The organism is Kitasatospora sp. NPDC057198, assembly GCF_042670125.1.
Lineage (GTDB): Bacteria > Actinomycetota > Actinomycetes > Streptomycetales > Streptomycetaceae > Kitasatospora.
On the sequence record NZ_JBHUWH010000140.1, the window covers coordinates 1 to 16,677 of the forward strand.

Genomic DNA, 16,677 nt, shown 5'->3' on the forward strand with positions numbered 1-16,677 from the left:
GCGGGGGCCCTTCGCGTCGCGCGTCGGCGTCCGGTGGATCAGACGGTGGTGACGACCTGGTCGTAGGCCAGGCGCGGGCTGCGCGGGAACCAGGCGTCCTCGCCCGGCTTGCCGATGTTGACCACGGCCAGCACCGAGTGCTCGCCGTCGCCGAAGAACTCCTTGTTGATGCCGGCGGCGTCGTAGCCGGTCATCGGGCCGGCGGCCAGGCCGGCGGCGCGGACGCCGATGATGAAGTAGGCGGCCTGCAGGGCGCCGTTCAGGGTGGCGGAGGCTTCGCGGACCGGGCGCTCCGAGAAGAACATGTCCTTCGCCTGCGGGAAGTGCGGCAGCTGCGAGGGGAGCTCCTCGTGGAACTCGTTGTCGGCGGCCAGGATGGCGACCAGCGGGGCGCCGGAGGTCTTGGCCTTGTTGCCGTCGGCCATGTGCTGGACGAGGCGGGCGCGGCCCTCCTCGGAGCGGACCAGGACGATGCGCAGCGGCTGCTGGTTGAAGGCGGTCGGGCCGAACTTCACCAGGTCGTAGATCGCCTGGACCTGCTCGTCGCTGACCGGCTCGTCCGAGAAGGTGTTGGCGGTGCGGGCCTCGCGGAAGAGCAGGTCCTGGGCGGCGGCGTCGAGTGCCAGGGTCATGGTCTGTGTCCTACCTCAGAGCTGGGGACCGGAGTCGGATCGGCGGCGGCGCCGCACGATCGGGTCCAACTTCGATGAAACTTAAACCATTCCCCGAGGAGGGTGTGATGTACGGCACAGGGGGCGCCCGGTCACTCCCCGGCCGGCTCCTCGGCGGCCAGCGCCGCGTCCAGCCGGGCCCGCGCGCCGTCCAGCCAGCGCTGGCAGACCTTCGCCAGCTCCTCGCCGCGCTCCCAGAGCGCCAGCGACTCCTCCAGCGTCGTCCCGCCGGTCTCCAACTGCCGCACCACCTGCAGCAGTTCGTCCCGCGCCTGCTCGTAGCCGAGCGACTCCTCCGGGCCTGCCGCCTGCTGCCCCTGCTGATCTGCCATGCCGACCAGGGTAGGCGCCGCCCCCGACAAACCCGTTGCGCCCCGCCCCGCACCCCGCCCTACCCTGCCGTCCATGAGCACCCCACGCCCGGCCGTCCCCGCGGACGCGGAGGAACTGGTCGAACTCCGCTCCCTGATGTTCGAGGCCATGCACGGAGAGGCCCGCCCCGGCCCCTGGCGGGGCACCGCCGCCGACCTGCTGGTGCGCCGACTCTCCGAACCCGAGCGCCGGTTGCAGGCGTACGTGGTCGACGACCCGGAGCGGCCCGGACGGCTGCTCAGCTGCGCCATCGGCACCCTGGAGCAGCGGCTGCCCGCCCCCGGCCACCCCGACGGCCTGTTCGGCTTCGTCTTCAACGTCTGCACCCGCCCCGAAGAGCGCGGCCGGGGCCACGCCCGCGCCTGCCTGGAGGCCCTGCTCGCCTGGTTCGACGCGCGCGGAGCCACCCGGGTCGACCTGCACGCCACCGAGGACGGCCAGCAGCTCTACCGCAGCCTCGGCTTCCGGGGGCACTCCACGCCGCTCTCCCGGCAGCGCCCGGCCGCCGACCTGGCCACCGGCTGACCGGCCGCCCGGCCCGCCGCCCCCACCGGCCGCCGGACCTGCGGCGCGCTCTGCGCCAGCGTGCGCCGCAGGTTCAGCCGGGCCCGGTAGGTCAGCGTCTTCACGGCGCCCACCCGCAGCCCGATCCGGTCGGCGATCTCCACCGAGCTCAGCCCGTCCCAGTACCGCAGCCGCAGCACCGAGCGCTGGCGCTCGTTCAGCACCGACAGCGCCGCGCCCACCCGCTCCGCCTCGGCCGCCGCGATCACCGATTCCTCCACCCGCACCCCCGAATCGTGGTCGGCGACCGTCGCCACCGCCGACTCCCGGCGGGTGGAACGGCGTTTCTCGTGGTCCAGCAGCACATTGCGGGCGATGGTGAACATCCACGCGCCGAGATCCGTACCCGTCCAGTGGAAACCGCGAATTCCCGCCATCGCGCGGACGAAAGTGTCCTGGGCCAGGTCCTCGGCCAGCGGCCGGCTGCCGGTGCGGCGCAGCAGGAACGCCAGCACCGCGCCGTGGTAGCACCGGTAGATGTCCGCCCAGGCATCGCGGTTCCCGGACTTGGCGGCCTCGATCAGCGCGGGCGTCACCGCCGGTCTGCCCGACGGGGTGACGTCCATGCCAAAACCTCCGGAAAGTGCCGGAAAAGGGAAGGCCCGTCACACTATGACCCGGTCCGACCCGGTGCAAGCAGTTCCCGGTAATGCGGTGCGCATTTCCGGGAATTCCCGCGCGGAGGGGGGCTCGCGGACAATTCCGCGAGCCGGTACCGGATTGTCGAAGGACGGTCAGTTCCCGTCGGGCTCCACCCGCACCCCGAACGACCCGCCCGCCACCCGGGCCCGCAGCGCCTCCCCGTCCGCGGCCTGCCCCGGATCGGTCAGCACCGTGCCGTCCGCCTTCTGCAGCACCGCGTACCCGCGCTCCAGGGTGGCCAGCGGCGACAGCGCCACCACCCGGGCCAGCGCGTGCCCCAGGTCGCTCTGCGCGAGGTCCAGCCGGTGCCCGAGCACCCGCCGGGCCCGCTCCACCAGCGCCTCCACCTCCGCGCCGCGGGCCGCCACCGCCTCGGTCGGCGCCGCCAGCGCCGGACGGCTGCGCACCGAGGCCAGCCCCGCCGACTCCCGCTCCACCCGGTGCTGCACCGTCCGCCGCGCCCGGTCCCGCAACTGCCGCACCCGGGCCAGCTCCTCGCCCACGTCCGGCACCACCCGCTTCGCCGCGTCGGTCGGGGTGGACGCCCGGAAGTCCGCGACGAAGTCCAGCAGCGGCTGGTCCGGCTCGTGCCCGATCGCGCTCACCACCGGCGTCCGGGCCGCCGCCACCGTCCGCACCAACTCCTCGTCGGAGAACGGCAGCAGGTCCTCCACGCTGCCGCCGCCGCGGGCCACCACGATCACCTCGACCTCCGGCAGCGCGTCCAGCTCCCGCACCGCCGCGCACACCTGGCCCACCGCCTGCGGGCCCTGCACCAGCACGTTGCGCACCTCGAAGCGGACGGCCGGCCAGCGCCGCCGGGCGTTCTCCAGCACGTCCCGCTCGGCCGCCGAACCCCGGCCGGTCACCAGGCCCACGCAGCCCGGCAGGAACGGCAGCGGCTTCTTCCGGCCGTCCTCGAACAGCCCTTCGGCGAACAGCCGCCGCTTCAACTGCTCCAGCCGCGCCAGCAGTTCGCCCAGCCCCACCAGCCGCAGCTCGGACGCCCGGAGCGACAGCGTCCCGCGCGCCGTGTACCACTCCGGCTTCGCCCGGACGATCACCCGGGCCCCCTCCTGCACCGCGTCCGCCACCTGCTCGAACACCTGCCGGAAGCAGGTCACCGTCAACGAGACGTCCCGGTCCGGGTCACGCAGCGTCAGGAACACCATCCCCGCCCCCGGCCGCCGGTTCAGCTGCGCGATCTGCCCCTCCACCCACACCTCGCCCAGCCGGTCGACCCACCCCCCGATCAACGCCGACACCTTCCCCACCGGCAGGGGCGCTTCCGCACTGCTCGCATTGGCCATCCCCCGAGGCTAACCGCCGAGCAGGACAAACCGGAGGGCGCACAACCAGGGGCGCGGGGAACTGCGCGGCCGACCGAGCACGCACAGCCGGATCGCGAAGCAGGACGAGAGCCTGCTCCCCCAGCCCCGAGGGGGGCTGGGAGGTGCCCCCTTACCCGCGACCACGCCGACGTGCCCCTCCCGCTGCGCGCAGTTCCCCGCGCCCCCATCCGCACCATCCCGCCGAGCGCAGCGGGTCTCCCCGCGCCCCTGTCAGAGTGCCTCCCGTCCGCGCTGCGCGAACAGCACCACCAGCCCCACCCCCAGCCACACCGCCCCCACCACCTGCGCCGGGTGCGACGCCTCCACCAGCACCGCGACCAGCACCGCCACCCCCAGCAGCGGCACCACCCCGTGCCGCAGCCAGTCCCGGGAGCCGCCGCGCACCACGTACCAGCCCACCACCGAGGCGTGCAGCAGCACGAACGCGGTGAGCGCGCCGACGTTGACCACCGAGGTCAGCTGGTCGAGCCCGTCGTCGCGGCGGGCCGCCCAGACCGCCGCGACCAGCGTGATCACGGCCGCGGTGAGCAGCGCCCGCCGGGGCACCGCCGTCCGCTCCTCGACCACGCCCAGCGCCCGCGGCAGCCGCCCCTCCCGCCCCATCGCGAACACCAGCCGCCCGGCCGCGGCCTGCCCGGCCAGCGCCGCGAACGCGGCCCCGATCGCCTTGGACGCGGCGATCAGCACGTGCAGCCAGTGCCCGACCGAGGCTTCCACGGTGTCGTAGAAGGCGGAGCCCTGCGCCTCGGGGTCGGCGGCCAGCTGCTGCGGCGTCGTCGGCTCCAGCACCGCCGCCAGGTAGGTCTGCACCACGAACAGCAGCCCGGCCAGGGCCAGGCACCACAGCACCGCCCGCGCCACCGCCGCCGACGCGCCGACGGCCTCCTCGACGAAGGAGGCGATCGCGTCGAAGCCGAGGTAGGACAGGACCGCCACCGACACCGCCGACAGCACCGCCGGCAACGAGAACGCGCCGACTCCCCCGAACGGGGAGCCCCAGTCGCGGGCCGCCCCGTCCCGGGCCAGCACCACCACCGCGGCGACCACGAACACCGCCAGCACCACGATCTCCACCGCCAGCACCGCGAACCCCACCACCGCGGCCGTCCGCACCCCGACCAGGTTCAGCGCCGTGGTGACCAGCACCGCCAGCACCGTCCACACCCAGCGCGAGACGTCCGGCACCAGCGAGTTCAGCGCGATCCCGGAGAACAGGTACGCCACCGCCGGGATCAGCAGGTAGTCCAGCATCGCCATCCACCCGGCGACGAACCCCGGCCCCTCGCCCAGCCCGGCCCGCGCGTACGCGAACACCGACCCGGCGCGCGGCACCGCCCGCACCATCTCGGCGTACGACAGCGCGGTGAACCCCATCGCCACCGTCGCCACCAGGTACACCGCGGCCACCGCGCCGTGGCTCTTGGCGTCCAGCACGCCGAACACGCCGACCGGCGCCATCGGGGCGATGAACAGCAGCCCGTACACCATCAGATCCCGCACCCCGAGGGTGCGCCGCAGCTCAGCCGTGCTCGCCTGTGTGCTCACCCTCGCCATTCCACCGGCCCGCACCCGCCCCGGCGGCGGCGACGCGCGTCCGGGCCCGCGGGACTCGCCCGTACGATGGAGCCATGTCGACCACCGCTCAGCGCCGTGTCCTGCTCGCCGCCCCCCGGGGCTACTGCGCGGGCGTCGACCGCGCCGTGATCGCCGTGGAGAAGGCCCTGGAGCAGTACGGGGCGCCGATCTACGTCCGCAAGCAGATCGTCCACAACAAGTACGTCGTGCAGACCCTGGAGAAGCAGGGCGCGATCTTCGTCGACGAGACGGAGGAGGTGCCCGAGGGCTCGATCGTGGTCTTCTCGGCGCACGGCGTCGCCCCGTCCGTGCACGACGAGGCCGAGGCCGGCAGGCTCGCCACCATCGACGCGACCTGCCCGCTGGTCACCAAGGTGCACAAGGAGGCCCGCCGCTTCGCCGACGAGGACTACGACATCCTGCTGATCGGCCACGAGGGCCACGAGGAGGTCGTCGGCACCATGGGCGAGGCCCCCGAGCGGATCCACCTGGTGGACGGCGCCGAGGACGTCGCCAACGTCAAGGTCCGCGACGAGTCCAAGCTGGTCTGGCTCTCCCAGACCACCCTCTCGGTGGACGAGACCATGGAGACCGTCGGCGCCCTCAAGCAGCGCTTCCCGCTGCTGGTCTCCCCGCCCAGCGACGACATCTGCTACGCCACCCAGAACCGCCAGGTCGCCGTGAAGCAGCTCGCCCCCGAGGCCGACCTGCTGATCGTGGTCGGCTCCAAGAACTCCTCCAACTCGGTCCGGCTGGTCGAGGTCGGCCTCGAGTACGGCGCCAAGGCCGCCCACCTGGTCGACTTCGCCGAGGAGATCGACCCGGCCTGGCTGGAGGGCGTCACCACGGTCGGCCTGACCAGCGGCGCCTCGGTGCCGGAGATCCTGGTCGACGGCGTGCTCGAACTCCTCGCCTCGCACGGCTTCGAGGACGTCCGGATCGTCAAGACCGCCGAGGAGCACCTCACCTTCTCGCTCCCCAAGGAGCTCCGCCGCGACCTGCGCGCCGAGGCCGCCGGCAAGGTCTGACCCGCCCCTCCCGGTGCCCGGTCCCGCCCGCCGGGCCGGGCACCGTCCGTCCGAACGGGCTGCGCCCGCCCCCGTCCCCCCGTACGTTGGTCCGAGGGCCGGCGGGCAGCGGACGCCCCCGGCGGTACGGGAGGCGACGGCAGTGACGACGGTCTTCGGCGTGGACATCGGCGGCTCGGGCATCAAGGGCGCACCGGTCGACCTGGACAAGGGCGTGCTCGCCCAGGAGCGCCACAAGGTGCTCACCCCGCACCCCTCCGGACCGGACGCGGTGATCGACGCGGTCTGCGAGGTCGTCCGGCACTTCGACCACCGCGGCCCGGTCGGCCTGACCTTCCCCGGCGTCGTCGTCGACGGGCACACCAGGACCGCCGCCAACGTCGACAAGGGCTGGATCGGGCTGGACGCCGAGACCCGGTTCAGCGAGGCGCTCGGCCTGCCCGCCACCGTGGTCAACGACGCCGACGCGGCCGGCATCGCCGAGGTCACCCACGGCGCCGGGCACGGCCGCCCCGGGGTCGTCCTGCTGCTCACCTTCGGCACCGGCATCGGCAGCGCCCTGTTCTCCGACGGCGTGCTCGTCCCCAACACCGAACTCGGCCACCTCGAACTGCGCGGCAAGGACGCCGAACGGCGCGCCTCCTCCGCCGCCAAGGAGCGCCACGACCTCAGCTGGCCGCAGTGGGCCGAGCGGGTCGACGAGTACCTCGACCTGGTGGAGATGCTGTTCTCCCCGCAGCTGGTCATCATCGGCGGCGGCGTCAGCCGCAAGCACGAGAAGTTCCTGCCGCTGCTCAAGGACCGCCGCGCCGAGGTCGTCCCCGCCGAACTGCGCAACGACGCGGGCATCGTCGGCGCGGCGATGGCGGCCGCCCGGCGGCCCACCGTGCCCGCCGCCCAGCCACCGGTCGGCGACTGACCCGGCCGGGCCCCGCCCCGCGGAGCCACCGGGCCGGCGGACCTACCGGGCCCGGTGCCGGCGGCGCTGCGCCACGTAACGCGCGGTGACGATCGCGGCCGCCAGGGCGGTGCCGGCGAACAGCCAGCCCGCCCGCAGCGCCAGCCCGCCGGCCAGCGCCACCACCGCGCCGGTGACGCCCTGCGAGGGGCCCGGCTGCAGCAGCACCAGCGCCGCCGCGAAGGCGATCGGCCCGCAGATCGGCGCGGCCGGGAGGTCCGAGTACCGCACCCGCACGGCCAGCTGGAAGCACACCACCAGATAGCCGAGCCCGAACAGCACCCCGAGCCCGCCGAACAGCAGCCGGTCCACCGCGGCGAACGCCAGCGCCCCCGCCGCCGCCGCGACCCCGGTGCCCACCGCCGTCAGCCGGGCCGGCCGGCCGCTCCCGCCGCGCCGCTGCCGCGCCGCCAGCAGCCGCTGCACCGCGCGCTTCAACACCTGCGGGCCGGTCCGGGCGCCGGACGCCGACCGCAACCGCGACTCGGGGGGCCCGCTCTGCCCCGGAACGGCGGCCTCGCCGGCGCCGCGTCCGGGCGGTCGCCTTCTCGGCCCTGGCGGCTGGGTACGGATGCTCTGCTCCACCCGACCAACGTACGGTCTGATCATCGGCACCCTGTGTAATGGTCCCCGCCGAATTGTCCGTGTCCGGCCGGTGCACGCCCCCACCGCGCTTCCGACCACCCTTCGCGCGCCCCGTAGACTGGGGGATCGGCCCGCACCGGGCCACCTCGACGCCCTCCAAGCCCCGGGACACCACTCTCCATGTCGCTCACGATCGGAATCGTCGGCCTGCCGAACGTCGGCAAGTCGACCCTGTTCAACGCCCTGACCAAGAACGACGTGCTGGCGGCCAACTACCCGTTCGCCACCATCGAGCCGAACGTGGGCGTGGTCGGCGTCCCCGACCCGCGGCTGGACAAGCTCGCCGAGATCTTCGGCTCGCAGCGCATCCTCCCGGCCACCGTCGACTTCGTCGACATCGCCGGCATCGTCCGCGGCGCCAGCGAGGGCGAGGGCCTGGGCAACAAGTTCCTCGCCAACATCCGCGAGGCCAACGCGATCTGCCAGGTGGTCCGGGCCTTCACCGACCCCGACGTGGTCCACGTCGACGGCAAGGTCTCGCCCAAGGACGACATCGAGACCATCCACACCGAGCTGATCCTCGCCGACCTGCAGACCATCGAGAAGGCGCTGCCCCGGCTCCAGAAGGAGGCCCGGCTCAAGAAGGAGACCGCGCCGGTCCTCGCCGCTGCCGAGGCCGCCCAGGCCGTCCTGGAGACCGGCAAGACCCTCTTCGAGGCCGGCTTCGACACCACCGCCGTCCGCGACCTGCACCTGATGACCTCGAAGCCGTTCCTCTACGTCTTCAACGTCGACGAGGACGCCCTCTCCGACGAGGACTTCAAGGACGCCCAGCGCGCCCTGGTCGCCCCCGCCGAGGCCATCTTCCTCAACGCCAAGATCGAGTCCGAGCTGATCGAGCTCGACGACGACGAGGCCCTCGAGCTCCTCCAGTCGATGGGCCAGGACGAGCCCGGCCTCGCCACCCTCGCCCGGGTCGGCTTCGCCACCCTCGGCCTGCAGACCTACCTCACCGCCGGCCCCAAGGAAACCCGCGCCTGGACCATCAAGCAGGGCGCCACCGCCCCCGAGGCCGCCGGTGTCATCCACACCGACTTCCAGAAGGGCTTCATCAAGGCCGAGGTCACCTCCTTCGACGACCTCGTCGCCGCCGGCTCCCTCACCGAGGCCCGCGCCAAGGGCAAGGCCCGCATCGAGGGCAAGGACTACGTCATGCAGGACGGCGACGTCGTCGAGTTCCGCTTCAACGTCTGACCCCGCCGCACCCCGAAGGGGCCGCGCCCGCCGCCGGGCCGGCCCCTTCGCCGCGTCCGGGGTGGAAAACCCCGCGACCGGGCGGGACGGCCCCGGCGATCATGGCGGTCATGGAGACCCGCTTCCTCGCCATCGGCGAGCTCACCGCCACCCCGCCCGTCGCCGTCGTCGTCGACGTGATGCGCGCCTTCACCACCGCCGCCTGGGTCTTCGCACAGGGGGCCGAGCGGATCGTGCTCGCCGAATCCCTCGACGCCGCACTGGAGTCGAAGGCGCGGCACCCCGAGTGGATCGCCCTCAAGGACGGGGCGCCCGCGCCCGGCTTCGACGCCGTCAACTCGCCCGGCCGGATCCGCGGCACCGACCTGACCGGCCGCACCGTCGTGCAGAAGACCACCGCCGGAACGGTCGGCGCGCTCGCCGTCCGCGGCGCCGACCTGGTGCTCTGCGCGAGCTTCGCGGTCGCCGGGGCCACCGCCCGCGCCCTGCACGGCCGTCCCGACGTCACCTTCGTCGTCACCGGCGAGGACGGCCGTGCCGAGGAGGACCTCGCCTGCGCCGAGTACATCGCCCGCCGCGCCACCGGCACCACCCCCGACCCGGCCCCCTACCTCCGCCGCGCCGCCGGGTCGACCGCCGCCGCGGAACTGCTCCAGCACGTCCGCAAGGGCGTCCACGAGGACGACGTGGAGCTCTGCCTGGAGGTCGACCGCTTCCCCTTCGCGATGGCCGCCGCCCCGGAGGACGGCCTCATGGTGCTGCGCCCGTACGGGGAACGAGCCGGTCGAGGTCGATCGTGACCGCGAACGGCGCGGAGAGGGAGAGGGCGCCCCGGAAGACGCCGGCCGGTGCCGCCTGTTCGAAGACGTGCACGACGGGCCGCCCGGCCTCCTCCCCGACGCACCAGTAGTGGGGGATGCCGGCTTCGGCGTACTTGCGGGGCTTGACCTCGTGGTCGCGGTACGCGGATTCGGGGGAAGCCACCTCGATCGCGAGCAGCACCTCCCCGGGGGAGAACCGGGTGCGGGCCGGGGTTGCGGAGACCAGCAGGATGTCGGGCTCGAACCGGTTGTGCGGGTCGAGGCGGAGGGGCGCGGCACGGGCGATTCGGACGCCCGCGGGAGCCGGGGCCGTGAGCGCGTCGGCGAGCCGGTCGACCGCGTGGTCGTGGAACGGCGGGCGCGGAAGCAGGTCGAACAGCAGTGCGCCGTGGAGGAGTTCGGTGTGCGGCGGGGCCTGGGGGAGGTGGTCGAGGTCGTCCGCGAGCCAGCCTTCGGGGCGGGGCGGGCGCATCCAGTCGGGGAGTCCGGACATGGTGCCAGGGTAGTCGGTAGACAGTGTCTACTCGGTGCTGGTAGACACCGTCCATGAGCGATGACGAGCAGACCCCCTTGCGGGAGCGCCTGGTGGACGCCGGGGTCGAGTTGGTGCTGGCGGAGGGGTCGGGGGCGGTCGGGCTGCGGGAGATCGCGCGGCGGGCCGGGGTGTCGCACGGGGCGCCGCGGCGGTACTTCGCGACGCACCGGGAGTTGCTGTCGGCGGTGGCGCGGCGCGGGTTCGAGGAGTTGGCGGGGTGGTTTGCGGCGGTGCGGGAGCCGGATCCGCGGGCGCGGGTGGCGGGGCTGGCCCGGGTGTACCTGGCGTACGCCGCCGAGCGGCGCGGGATGTTCGAGCTGATGTTCCGTCACGACCTGCTGAACGGCGACGGGGCGGAGCCGGCCGGGCCCCGGCTGCGGGAGGCGACGGCGCCGCTGTTCGGGGAACTGGCGCGGTTGGTGGGGGAGTGCACGGGGGACGCGGAGCGGGCGCCGGTGGCGACGGCCGCGCTGTGGGCGAACCTGCACGGGCTGGCCCAGTTGCAGGGGTGGGGGAGCACGGGGCTGATGCTGGGGGAGGGGCGCGGGGAGGAACTGCTGCGGGCCGTGCTGGACGCCCACCTCGGGGGCCCGGCGTGAGCCGCCTCGCGCTGCCGGTCAGCGCCGGAGCCGCCATGCTGGTTGCTCTGGACGGCACGGTGCTGCTGATGGCGCAGCCCGCCATGGGCCGCGAACTCGGCGTCGGCGCCGCGCGGTTGCAGTGGACGAGCACCGGCTACCTGGTCGCCGTCGCCGCCCTGCTGGTGCTCGCGGGCCGGCTCGGCGACCGGTACGGCCACCGCCGGACGCTGCTGGTGGGCGTCCTGGGCTTCGGCGCGGCCTCGGCGGGCATCGCGCTCGCCCCGACCCTGCCCTGGGTGGTCGGACTGCGGGTCGTCCAGGGCGTGTTCGGCGCACTGCTGCAGCCCGGCACGCTCGCGCTGCTGCGGCTGTGCTGCCCGCCGGAACGGCTCGGCCGGGCGATCGCGGTCCGGACGGGGGCGATCGCGGTCGCGGCGGGCGCGGGCCCGCTGCTCGGCGGGCTGCTGGTGGACGCGTTCGGCTGGCGCGCGGTGTTCTGGATCAACGTCCCGGCGGCCGCCTCGATCGCCGCGATGGCGCTCGCCCTGCCACCTGCGCGGGGGAACGCGGACGGGCGGCGGCTCGACCTGGCGGGCTCGGCCCTGCTGGCGGCGGCCCTGGCGGTCCTGGTGCACGCGCTCTCCCGGGTGCCGGAGCGCGGCTGGGGCGGGACGGCGGCCGAACTGGCGGGCGCCGCGGGCCTGTTCGCGGCGCTGGTGGCGCACGAGCGGCGGGCCGCGGATCCGGTGGTGCCGCGCCCGGTGGCGGCCTCCCGGCCGGTGGCGGCTTCGCTGCTCCTGCTGCTGACGGCCTCGGCCGGGCTGTTCGGCACCCTGTTCAGCACCACCTTCCGGCTCCAGGACGCCCTGCACGTCGACCCGCTGGGGGCCGCGGCACGGATGCTGCCGCTGACCGCGCTGATGGTGCTGGGCGCCCCGGCGGCCGAGCGGGCACTGCGCGCGCAGGGGCCCCGGTGGACGGCGCTGGCGGGGGTGGCGCTGCTGGTGGCGGGCATCGCGGGGCTGGCCGGTCCGGGCGGCGGGGGCGGGTCGGTGCCCGCCACGGGGGCGGCCTCGGCGCTGCTGGGGGCGGGCTTCGCGGCGGTGATGGTGACGGCGACCGGCACCGTGGTCGGCGACGCCCCGGCCGGGTACGCGGGCACGGTCGGCGGCCTGAAGCAGACCGCGGCGAACATCGGCCCGACCCTGGGCATCGCGGCCGCCGCCGGCGCGGGCACGCACGGCGCCCTGCCCCTCCTGGCCGTCCTCGCCGCCCTCGGCCTGCTGCCCGCCGCCGCCCTGCCCGGCATCCGGCCCGCCCCCCGGCCCGGCCCCGCCGTCGGCGGAGCGTGACACCCGGAGCACCGGACGGCCCCAGGCGGACCACCGGGCCGTCGCCGACCCGCGGCAGGCGCCCGAACTCGCGCCCCGCGCCCGGCCGGTGGCCCACCGCCCACCCGCCGCCCACCCGCCGCCCACCCGCCGCCCGCCGTCCGCGTCCGCACGGTCCGCCGATTCCCGTCCGCTGCACCCGAGTTCGCCAACCCGCCACACCAGCAGGCGAGTTGGCGCAGCACCACCGCCCCCTTCGGCAGGCCCCCGCGGTGGAATTGCCGTCAGGTCAGGGGAGTTCGACGACCAGGGTGCCGTCCTCCGCGCGGCCGACGAAGACGCCGGACAGGTCGTCCACGTGGTGGTCGGGCCGGTGGGCGGCGGCGCGCGGGCCGATGCCGAGCACCGGCATTCCGGCGGCCCGGGCGGCGGCGATGCCCGCCTCGGAGTCCTCCAGGACCAGGCACTCGGCGGGAGCGATGCCCAGTTGGGCGGCGGCCTTGAGGAAGCCCTCCGGATCGGGCTTGCTGGCGCCGACCTGCTCGGCGGTGATCATCAGTGGCGGCAGCGGCACGCCGGCGGCGGCCATCCGGACCCGGGTGAGCCGGTCGTCGGCGGAGGTCACCAGGGCGTGCGGCAGCCCGGCCAGCGAGGCCACCAGCCTTGCGGCGCCCGGGATTTCGACCACGCCGTCGGTGTCGGAGGACTCCTCGTCGAGCATCACCGCGTTCTCGGCGAGGTTCTGCTCCACCGGGCGGTCGGGCAGCAGCAGGCCCATGGTCAGGTGGCCCTGCCGCCCGTGCGCGACCCGCATCACCTCGTCGCCGTCCAGGCCGTTGCGCTCGGCCCAGCGGCGCCAGCAGCGCTCGACCACGGCGTCGGAGTTGACCAGGGTGCCGTCCATGTCGAGCAGGACGGCCCGGACCGGCGGGGTGAGGACGGGCATCGGGGCTCCTCGGGAGTCCTCGTACGGGTGTTTGTTCCTCAATCGTACAAAACCCGGGGCGGCGGGCCGCTCAGCCCACCAGGTGCGCGTTGACCGCGCGGGCCTCCTCGGCGAGCTCCGGCAGCTCCACCACCTCGACGCCCGCGGCCTCCAGCAGCTCGGTGCCCCGGCACGCCTCGACGAACAGCGCGGGCTCCCGCCAGGCCACCACCACCCGCGGCACCCCGGCCGCGACGATCAGCTCGGCGCAGGGGTGCGGGCGGGAGGCGCGCTGCCCGCACGGCTCCAGGGTCGAGTAGACGGTGGCGGTGCGCAGCCGCGGGTCGCCGGGCGGCAGCTTGCCGAGCGCGGCCTCCTCGGCGTGGTTCACGGCGTCCACCTCGCGGCTGTACCCCTCGGCCAGCACCTCGCCGTCCGCGCCGACGACCACCGCGCCGACCGAGAAGGCGGTCGCGGACGGCGGGCAGCGCCGGGAGAGCTCGATCGCGCGGCGCAGCCGGCGCAGGTCGCGTTCGCGGTCACTGGTGGTCATCGGAGGACTCCTTCGGGGCGTACCGCAGCAGGACGACGTCACCCACCGTACGTGCGCCCAGCAGCCGCATCCGCCGGGCCGGGCCGCCCGGGTACGCGGCGGGCGAGAGGAAGCGGGGCGCGCCGGCCTGGCCGACCAGCAGCGGGGCGACGGCCAGGTGCAGCTCGTCGGCCAGGCCCTCGGCCAGGAAGCGGGTGTGCACGCCGCCGCCCCCCTCGACCATCAGCCGGCCCACCCCGCGCGCGCCCAGGTCGTCCAGCACCGCGCCCAGCGGCACCTCCGCGCCCAGGCCGACCACCTCGGTGCCGGGCGCCCCGGCCAGCGCGGCGCGCAGCACGGGCGCGGTGGCGTCGGTGGTGTAGGCGAGCTTGGCGCCGCCGGTGTGCCAGAACCTCAGCTCCGGGTCCAGCCGGCCGCTCGCGCTCAGGGTGACCTTCAGCGGGTGCTCGGGACGCCCGGCGGCCACCCGTCCGGCGCGCCGCTCGGCCGAGGCGACCAGCAGTCGGGGGTTGTCGGCGCGCAGCGTCCCGCCGCCGACCAGGATCGCGTCGCTGTCGGCGCGCAGCGCGTCGACCCGGTCGAAGTCCTCGGCGTTGGAGAGCAGCAGCCGCTCGGGCGAGGCGTCGTCGAGGTGGCCGTCGAGCGACACCGCGGCGCTCAGCAGGACGTGGGGGCGGGGCACGGCGGGGCTCCAGGTTCGGCGGACGGCGGGGGCTCCCACCGTACGCCGCGCGCCGGCCGGGCCGGGGAGCCGCGACCGCTCAGGACGGCTGGGACGGCCGGGGCGGCACCGGCAGCGGCAGGGCGGGCAGCCCGTTGATGCTGACGGCGACGTTCTCCTTGCCCTCGCAGTACTCGCTGAACCGGTCCTCGCCCTTGCGGTCGAAGAACTCGGCGAGCAGCGTCCGGTCCTCCTTGTAGTCCATGAACGGGACGGCGAACCCGCAGGAGTCGCTGACCCGCTCGGCCCGGACCAGGACGATCGCGCGCAGCGCGGTGCCGTCCGCGGCCGGGTCGAAGCGGGAGAGCAGCCCGGCGAACCGCGGGTCGTCGCGGAACACCGGCTCGCCGCGCCCGTGCACCCGCAGCACGGTGGGCGGGCCCTCGAAGGCGCACCACATCAGGATGATCCGGCCGTTCTCCCGCAGGTGCGCGATGGTCTCGGCGTGCGAGCCGCCGAAGTCCAGGTAGGCGACGGTCAGTTCGTCGATCACGGCGAGGGTGCCGGCCCGCCCCTTGGGCGACAGGTTGAGGAATCCGTCGGCGGCCAGCGGGGCGGTGCCGACGAAGTAGACGGGCTGCTTCTCGATGAACGCGCGCAGCCTGGCGTCAATGCGTTCATAGGTCTTTCCCATGCGGACGATTCTGCTCCCGAGGAGGCCCGATGGCGAGGTGATTATCCATCAGTCTTGCTATTTGAGACGAGTTTGTCCGAACAGTGGAACGTCTTCCTATGCTTGGAGGGCCGCCGAGGAACCGCCTTCGAGGGAGAGGGAGTCCCGCCATGCCCGACTACACCCACGGCCACGCCGCCGCCGTCCTGCGCTCGCACCGCAGCCGCACCGCCGCCAACTCCGCCGCCTACCTGCTGCCCGAACTGCGCCCCGGCCGACGGGTGCTGGACGTCGGCTGCGGTCCGGGCACGATCACCGCGGACCTGGCGGAGCTGGTCGGCCCGGACGGCCGGGTGGTCGGCGTCGAGCCGGGCGCCGAGGTGCTGGCCGAGGCCGCCGCGCTGGCCGCCGGGCGCGGGCTGGCGAACCTGTCGTACGAGGTCGCCGACGTCTACCGGCTGCCCTACGCCGACGCCTCGTTCGACGTGGTGCACGCCCACCAGGTGCTGCAGCACCTGCCCGACCCGGTCGCCGCGCTGCGCGAGATGCGCCGGGTCACCGCCCCCGGCGGGCTGATCGCGGTCCGCGACTCGGACTACGCCGCGATGACCTGGTACCCCGAACTGCCCGAGCTGGACGAGTGGGTGGCCCTGTACCGGAAGGTCGCCCGGGTCAACGGCGGCGAACCGGACGCCGGCCGCCGCCTGCTGGCCTGGGCCCGGGAGGCCGGGCTGTCCGACGGCTCGGGCGCCAACCTGGTTCCCTCGTCCAGCAGTTGGACCTTCGCCACCGACGCCGAGCGTGGCTGGTGGTCGGAGAGCTGGGCCGAGCGCACCACCCGCACCAAGCTGGCCGACACCGCCCTGGCCGAGGGCCTGGCCACCCCCGCCGACCTGGAGCGGATCGCCGCCGGCTGGGCCCGCTGGGGTGCCGACCCGGACGCCTGGTTCGCCGTCCTGCACGGCGAACTGCTGGTGCACGTAAGCTAGTTGGGCACGTCCCCGGGTTAACGAGACGTTGACCGGAGGCGTACCGCCCGGTAGCACGCACCGTCCAGCCTGGTGGTCGGACGGTCGGTCCGACCCGCCCCCCACCGAGTCGGACCGCTACCGGGACTCATCACAGTGCACCGGGCTTCAGTCCGGTGGTGAAGCGGTTCCGGGCCCTGCTTCGGCGCCGACGGTGGGCACCCTTCCGTGTTGTGGGGAACTCCTGGCGCATGCGGTGGAAATTGGCACCTTTCGAGCTGTTGGCCGGCTTGGACGGGACGGCCTGGGTTGGGGAGTTCGCGGGTGGGTGGATGTGGTTGTTCTCGCCGTTGGGCTTCGCCGGTTCGGCCCGGAGTCGGCGTGGACGCTTCGCGTGGTCTCTTCGGGCCGGGTGCCGGTCGGTGGACATTTTGTGCCGGTATTCGGTCACGAAGGCCGAGTGTGTGGGCGGGTGCCGACTGGTCGGGTCGGGTTGCGGCGTCCTGTCGTGGGCCGGGGGCTACGGTGCGGTTGTGCAGCTCAGGTACTCCTTCCGCGTCTACCCGGACGGGCCTCAGCGTGCGGCGCCGGCCCGCACGTTCGGGTGTGCGCGGGTGGTGTACAACGA

20 protein-coding genes are annotated in these 16,677 nt (G+C 74.6%); 9 read left to right on the forward strand and 11 right to left on the reverse strand.

Going from position 1 to position 16,677, the window contains the following annotated elements:
* Positions 1-38: 38 nt before the first annotated feature.
* Positions 39-632, reverse strand: a complete 594-nt coding sequence (locus ACFUEL_RS17810) for a malonic semialdehyde reductase (protein WP_380237235.1) — start codon at positions 630-632, stop codon at positions 39-41.
* 131 nt (positions 633-763) lie between these two features.
* Positions 764-1,003 (reverse strand): exodeoxyribonuclease VII small subunit, encoded by a 240-nt coding sequence (locus ACFUEL_RS17815; protein WP_380237236.1) that lies wholly within the window; start codon positions 1,001-1,003, stop codon positions 764-766.
* A gap of 73 nt (positions 1,004-1,076) precedes the next feature.
* Between ACFUEL_RS17815 and ACFUEL_RS17820 the strand changes: the two genes are divergently transcribed.
* Positions 1,077-1,568, forward strand: a complete 492-nt coding sequence (locus tag ACFUEL_RS17820; RefSeq protein ID WP_380237238.1) for a GNAT family N-acetyltransferase — start codon at positions 1,077-1,079, stop codon at positions 1,566-1,568.
* Here ACFUEL_RS17820 and ACFUEL_RS17825 read toward each other — a convergent pair.
* From ACFUEL_RS17825 to ACFUEL_RS17835, 3 genes are all read right to left on the reverse strand, one after another.
* Positions 1,490-2,173, reverse strand: a complete 684-nt coding sequence (locus ACFUEL_RS17825) for an RNA polymerase sigma factor (RefSeq protein WP_380237239.1) — start codon at positions 2,171-2,173, stop codon at positions 1,490-1,492. The genes ACFUEL_RS17820 and ACFUEL_RS17825 overlap by 79 nt on opposite strands.
* A gap of 168 nt (positions 2,174-2,341) precedes the next feature.
* Positions 2,342-3,559 (reverse strand): exodeoxyribonuclease VII large subunit, encoded by a 1,218-nt coding sequence (gene xseA / locus ACFUEL_RS17830; protein WP_380237241.1) that lies wholly within the window; start codon positions 3,557-3,559, stop codon positions 2,342-2,344.
* A 252-nt stretch (positions 3,560-3,811) separates the two neighbouring features.
* Positions 3,812-5,155 carry an APC family permease gene (locus tag ACFUEL_RS17835; protein ID WP_380237243.1) on the reverse strand — a complete coding sequence of 448 codons (1,344 nt, stop codon included), beginning with the start codon at positions 5,153-5,155 and terminating at the stop codon, positions 3,812-3,814.
* Between the two features lie 74 nt (positions 5,156-5,229).
* Here ACFUEL_RS17835 and ACFUEL_RS17840 point away from each other — a divergent pair, with 74 nt between their 5' ends.
* A complete protein-coding gene (locus ACFUEL_RS17840; RefSeq protein WP_380237244.1) occupies positions 5,230-6,204 on the forward strand; it encodes a 4-hydroxy-3-methylbut-2-enyl diphosphate reductase in 975 nt (324 codons plus the stop codon).
* A gap of 142 nt (positions 6,205-6,346) precedes the next feature.
* Positions 6,347-7,123, forward strand: coding sequence for a polyphosphate--glucose phosphotransferase (gene ppgK / locus ACFUEL_RS17845; protein WP_380237245.1), 777 nt, complete (start codon positions 6,347-6,349; stop codon positions 7,121-7,123).
* Between the two features lie 42 nt (positions 7,124-7,165).
* Here ppgK and ACFUEL_RS17850 read toward each other — a convergent pair whose 3' ends face one another.
* A complete protein-coding gene (locus ACFUEL_RS17850; RefSeq protein ID WP_380237247.1) occupies positions 7,166-7,603 on the reverse strand; it encodes a DUF6542 domain-containing protein in 438 nt (145 codons plus the stop codon).
* Between the two features lie 324 nt (positions 7,604-7,927).
* Here ACFUEL_RS17850 and ychF point away from each other — a divergent pair, with 324 nt between their 5' ends.
* Together ychF and ACFUEL_RS17860 are read left to right on the forward strand one after the other, a co-directional pair.
* Entirely contained in the window at positions 7,928-9,001 is a 1,074-nt protein-coding gene (gene ychF / locus ACFUEL_RS17855; protein WP_380237248.1) for a redox-regulated ATPase YchF, read from the forward strand.
* 110 nt (positions 9,002-9,111) lie between these two features.
* Positions 9,112-9,801: a 2-phosphosulfolactate phosphatase gene (locus ACFUEL_RS17860; RefSeq protein WP_380237249.1), complete on the forward strand. Its 690-nt coding sequence runs from the start codon at positions 9,112-9,114 to the stop codon at positions 9,799-9,801.
* On the opposite strand, the gene ACFUEL_RS17865 is transcribed toward ACFUEL_RS17860, so the two are convergent.
* Positions 9,752-10,315, reverse strand: a complete 564-nt coding sequence (locus ACFUEL_RS17865; protein WP_380237251.1) for a Uma2 family endonuclease — start codon at positions 10,313-10,315, stop codon at positions 9,752-9,754. The two genes, ACFUEL_RS17860 and ACFUEL_RS17865, sit on opposite strands and share 50 nt — an antisense overlap.
* Before the next feature lie 53 nt (positions 10,316-10,368).
* On the opposite strand from ACFUEL_RS17865, the gene ACFUEL_RS17870 reads away from it, so the two are divergent.
* Together ACFUEL_RS17870 and ACFUEL_RS17875 are read left to right on the forward strand one after the other, a co-directional pair.
* Positions 10,369-10,956, forward strand: a complete 588-nt coding sequence (locus ACFUEL_RS17870) for a TetR/AcrR family transcriptional regulator (RefSeq protein WP_380237252.1) — start codon at positions 10,369-10,371, stop codon at positions 10,954-10,956.
* A 35-nt stretch (positions 10,957-10,991) separates the two neighbouring features.
* Entirely contained in the window at positions 10,992-12,290 is a 1,299-nt protein-coding gene (locus tag ACFUEL_RS17875) for an MFS transporter (protein WP_380237260.1), read from the forward strand.
* Positions 12,291-12,558: 268 nt separating this feature from the next.
* Here the strand turns inward: ACFUEL_RS17875 and ACFUEL_RS17880 are convergent, their stop codons facing one another.
* From ACFUEL_RS17880 to ACFUEL_RS17895, 4 genes are all read right to left on the reverse strand, one after another.
* Positions 12,559-13,215, reverse strand: a complete 657-nt coding sequence (locus ACFUEL_RS17880) for an HAD-IA family hydrolase (RefSeq protein ID WP_380237253.1) — start codon at positions 13,213-13,215, stop codon at positions 12,559-12,561.
* Positions 13,216-13,285: 70 nt separating this feature from the next.
* Positions 13,286-13,747 (reverse strand): deaminase, encoded by a 462-nt coding sequence (locus ACFUEL_RS17885; RefSeq protein ID WP_380237254.1) that lies wholly within the window; start codon positions 13,745-13,747, stop codon positions 13,286-13,288.
* Complete coding sequence (locus ACFUEL_RS17890) at positions 13,734-14,429, reverse strand: RibD family protein (protein WP_380237256.1); 696 nt, start codon at positions 14,427-14,429, stop codon at positions 13,734-13,736. Before ACFUEL_RS17890 ends, ACFUEL_RS17885 begins: the two co-directional genes overlap by 14 nt.
* Positions 14,430-14,508: 79 nt before the next feature.
* The gene (locus ACFUEL_RS17895; RefSeq protein WP_380237258.1) at positions 14,509-15,102 is read right to left on the reverse strand and encodes a pyridoxamine 5'-phosphate oxidase family protein; all 594 of its coding nucleotides are present in this window, start codon (positions 15,100-15,102) and stop codon (positions 14,509-14,511) included.
* A 149-nt stretch (positions 15,103-15,251) separates the two neighbouring features.
* Between ACFUEL_RS17895 and ACFUEL_RS17900 the strand changes: the two genes are divergently transcribed.
* Positions 15,252-16,070, forward strand: coding sequence for a methyltransferase domain-containing protein (locus ACFUEL_RS17900; protein ID WP_380237259.1), 819 nt, complete (start codon positions 15,252-15,254; stop codon positions 16,068-16,070).
* 512 nt (positions 16,071-16,582) lie between these two features.
* Positions 16,583-16,677 (forward strand): helix-turn-helix domain-containing protein (locus ACFUEL_RS17905; RefSeq protein WP_380237261.1); only part of this gene is annotated, 95 nt, incomplete at its 3' end.

Coding starts and splice junctions, on each gene's coding strand:
- ACFUEL_RS17810 (WP_380237235.1), bottom strand. CDS start 632: ATGACCCTGGCACTCGACGCCGCCGCCCAGGACCTGCTCTTCCGCGAG.
- ACFUEL_RS17815 (WP_380237236.1), bottom strand. CDS start 1,003: ATGGCAGATCAGCAGGGGCAGCAGGCGGCAGGCCCGGAGGAGTCGCTC.
- ACFUEL_RS17820 (WP_380237238.1), top strand. CDS start 1,077: ATGAGCACCCCACGCCCGGCCGTCCCCGCGGACGCGGAGGAACTGGTC.
- ACFUEL_RS17825 (WP_380237239.1), bottom strand. CDS start 2,173: ATGGACGTCACCCCGTCGGGCAGACCGGCGGTGACGCCCGCGCTGATC.
- xseA (WP_380237241.1), bottom strand. CDS start 3,559: ATGGCCAATGCGAGCAGTGCGGAAGCGCCCCTGCCGGTGGGGAAGGTG.
- ACFUEL_RS17835 (WP_380237243.1), bottom strand. CDS start 5,155: ATGGCGAGGGTGAGCACACAGGCGAGCACGGCTGAGCTGCGGCGCACC.
- ACFUEL_RS17840 (WP_380237244.1), top strand. CDS start 5,230: ATGTCGACCACCGCTCAGCGCCGTGTCCTGCTCGCCGCCCCCCGGGGC.
- ychF (WP_380237248.1), top strand. CDS start 7,928: ATGTCGCTCACGATCGGAATCGTCGGCCTGCCGAACGTCGGCAAGTCG.
- ACFUEL_RS17860 (WP_380237249.1), top strand. CDS start 9,112: ATGGAGACCCGCTTCCTCGCCATCGGCGAGCTCACCGCCACCCCGCCC.
- ACFUEL_RS17865 (WP_380237251.1), bottom strand. CDS start 10,315: ATGTCCGGACTCCCCGACTGGATGCGCCCGCCCCGCCCCGAAGGCTGG.
- ACFUEL_RS17870 (WP_380237252.1), top strand. CDS start 10,369: ATGAGCGATGACGAGCAGACCCCCTTGCGGGAGCGCCTGGTGGACGCC.
- ACFUEL_RS17875 (WP_380237260.1), top strand. CDS start 10,992: ATGCTGGTTGCTCTGGACGGCACGGTGCTGCTGATGGCGCAGCCCGCC.
- ACFUEL_RS17880 (WP_380237253.1), bottom strand. CDS start 13,215: ATGCCCGTCCTCACCCCGCCGGTCCGGGCCGTCCTGCTCGACATGGAC.
- ACFUEL_RS17885 (WP_380237254.1), bottom strand. CDS start 13,747: ATGACCACCAGTGACCGCGAACGCGACCTGCGCCGGCTGCGCCGCGCG.
- ACFUEL_RS17895 (WP_380237258.1), bottom strand. CDS start 15,102: ATGGGAAAGACCTATGAACGCATTGACGCCAGGCTGCGCGCGTTCATC.
- ACFUEL_RS17900 (WP_380237259.1), top strand. CDS start 15,252: ATGCCCGACTACACCCACGGCCACGCCGCCGCCGTCCTGCGCTCGCAC.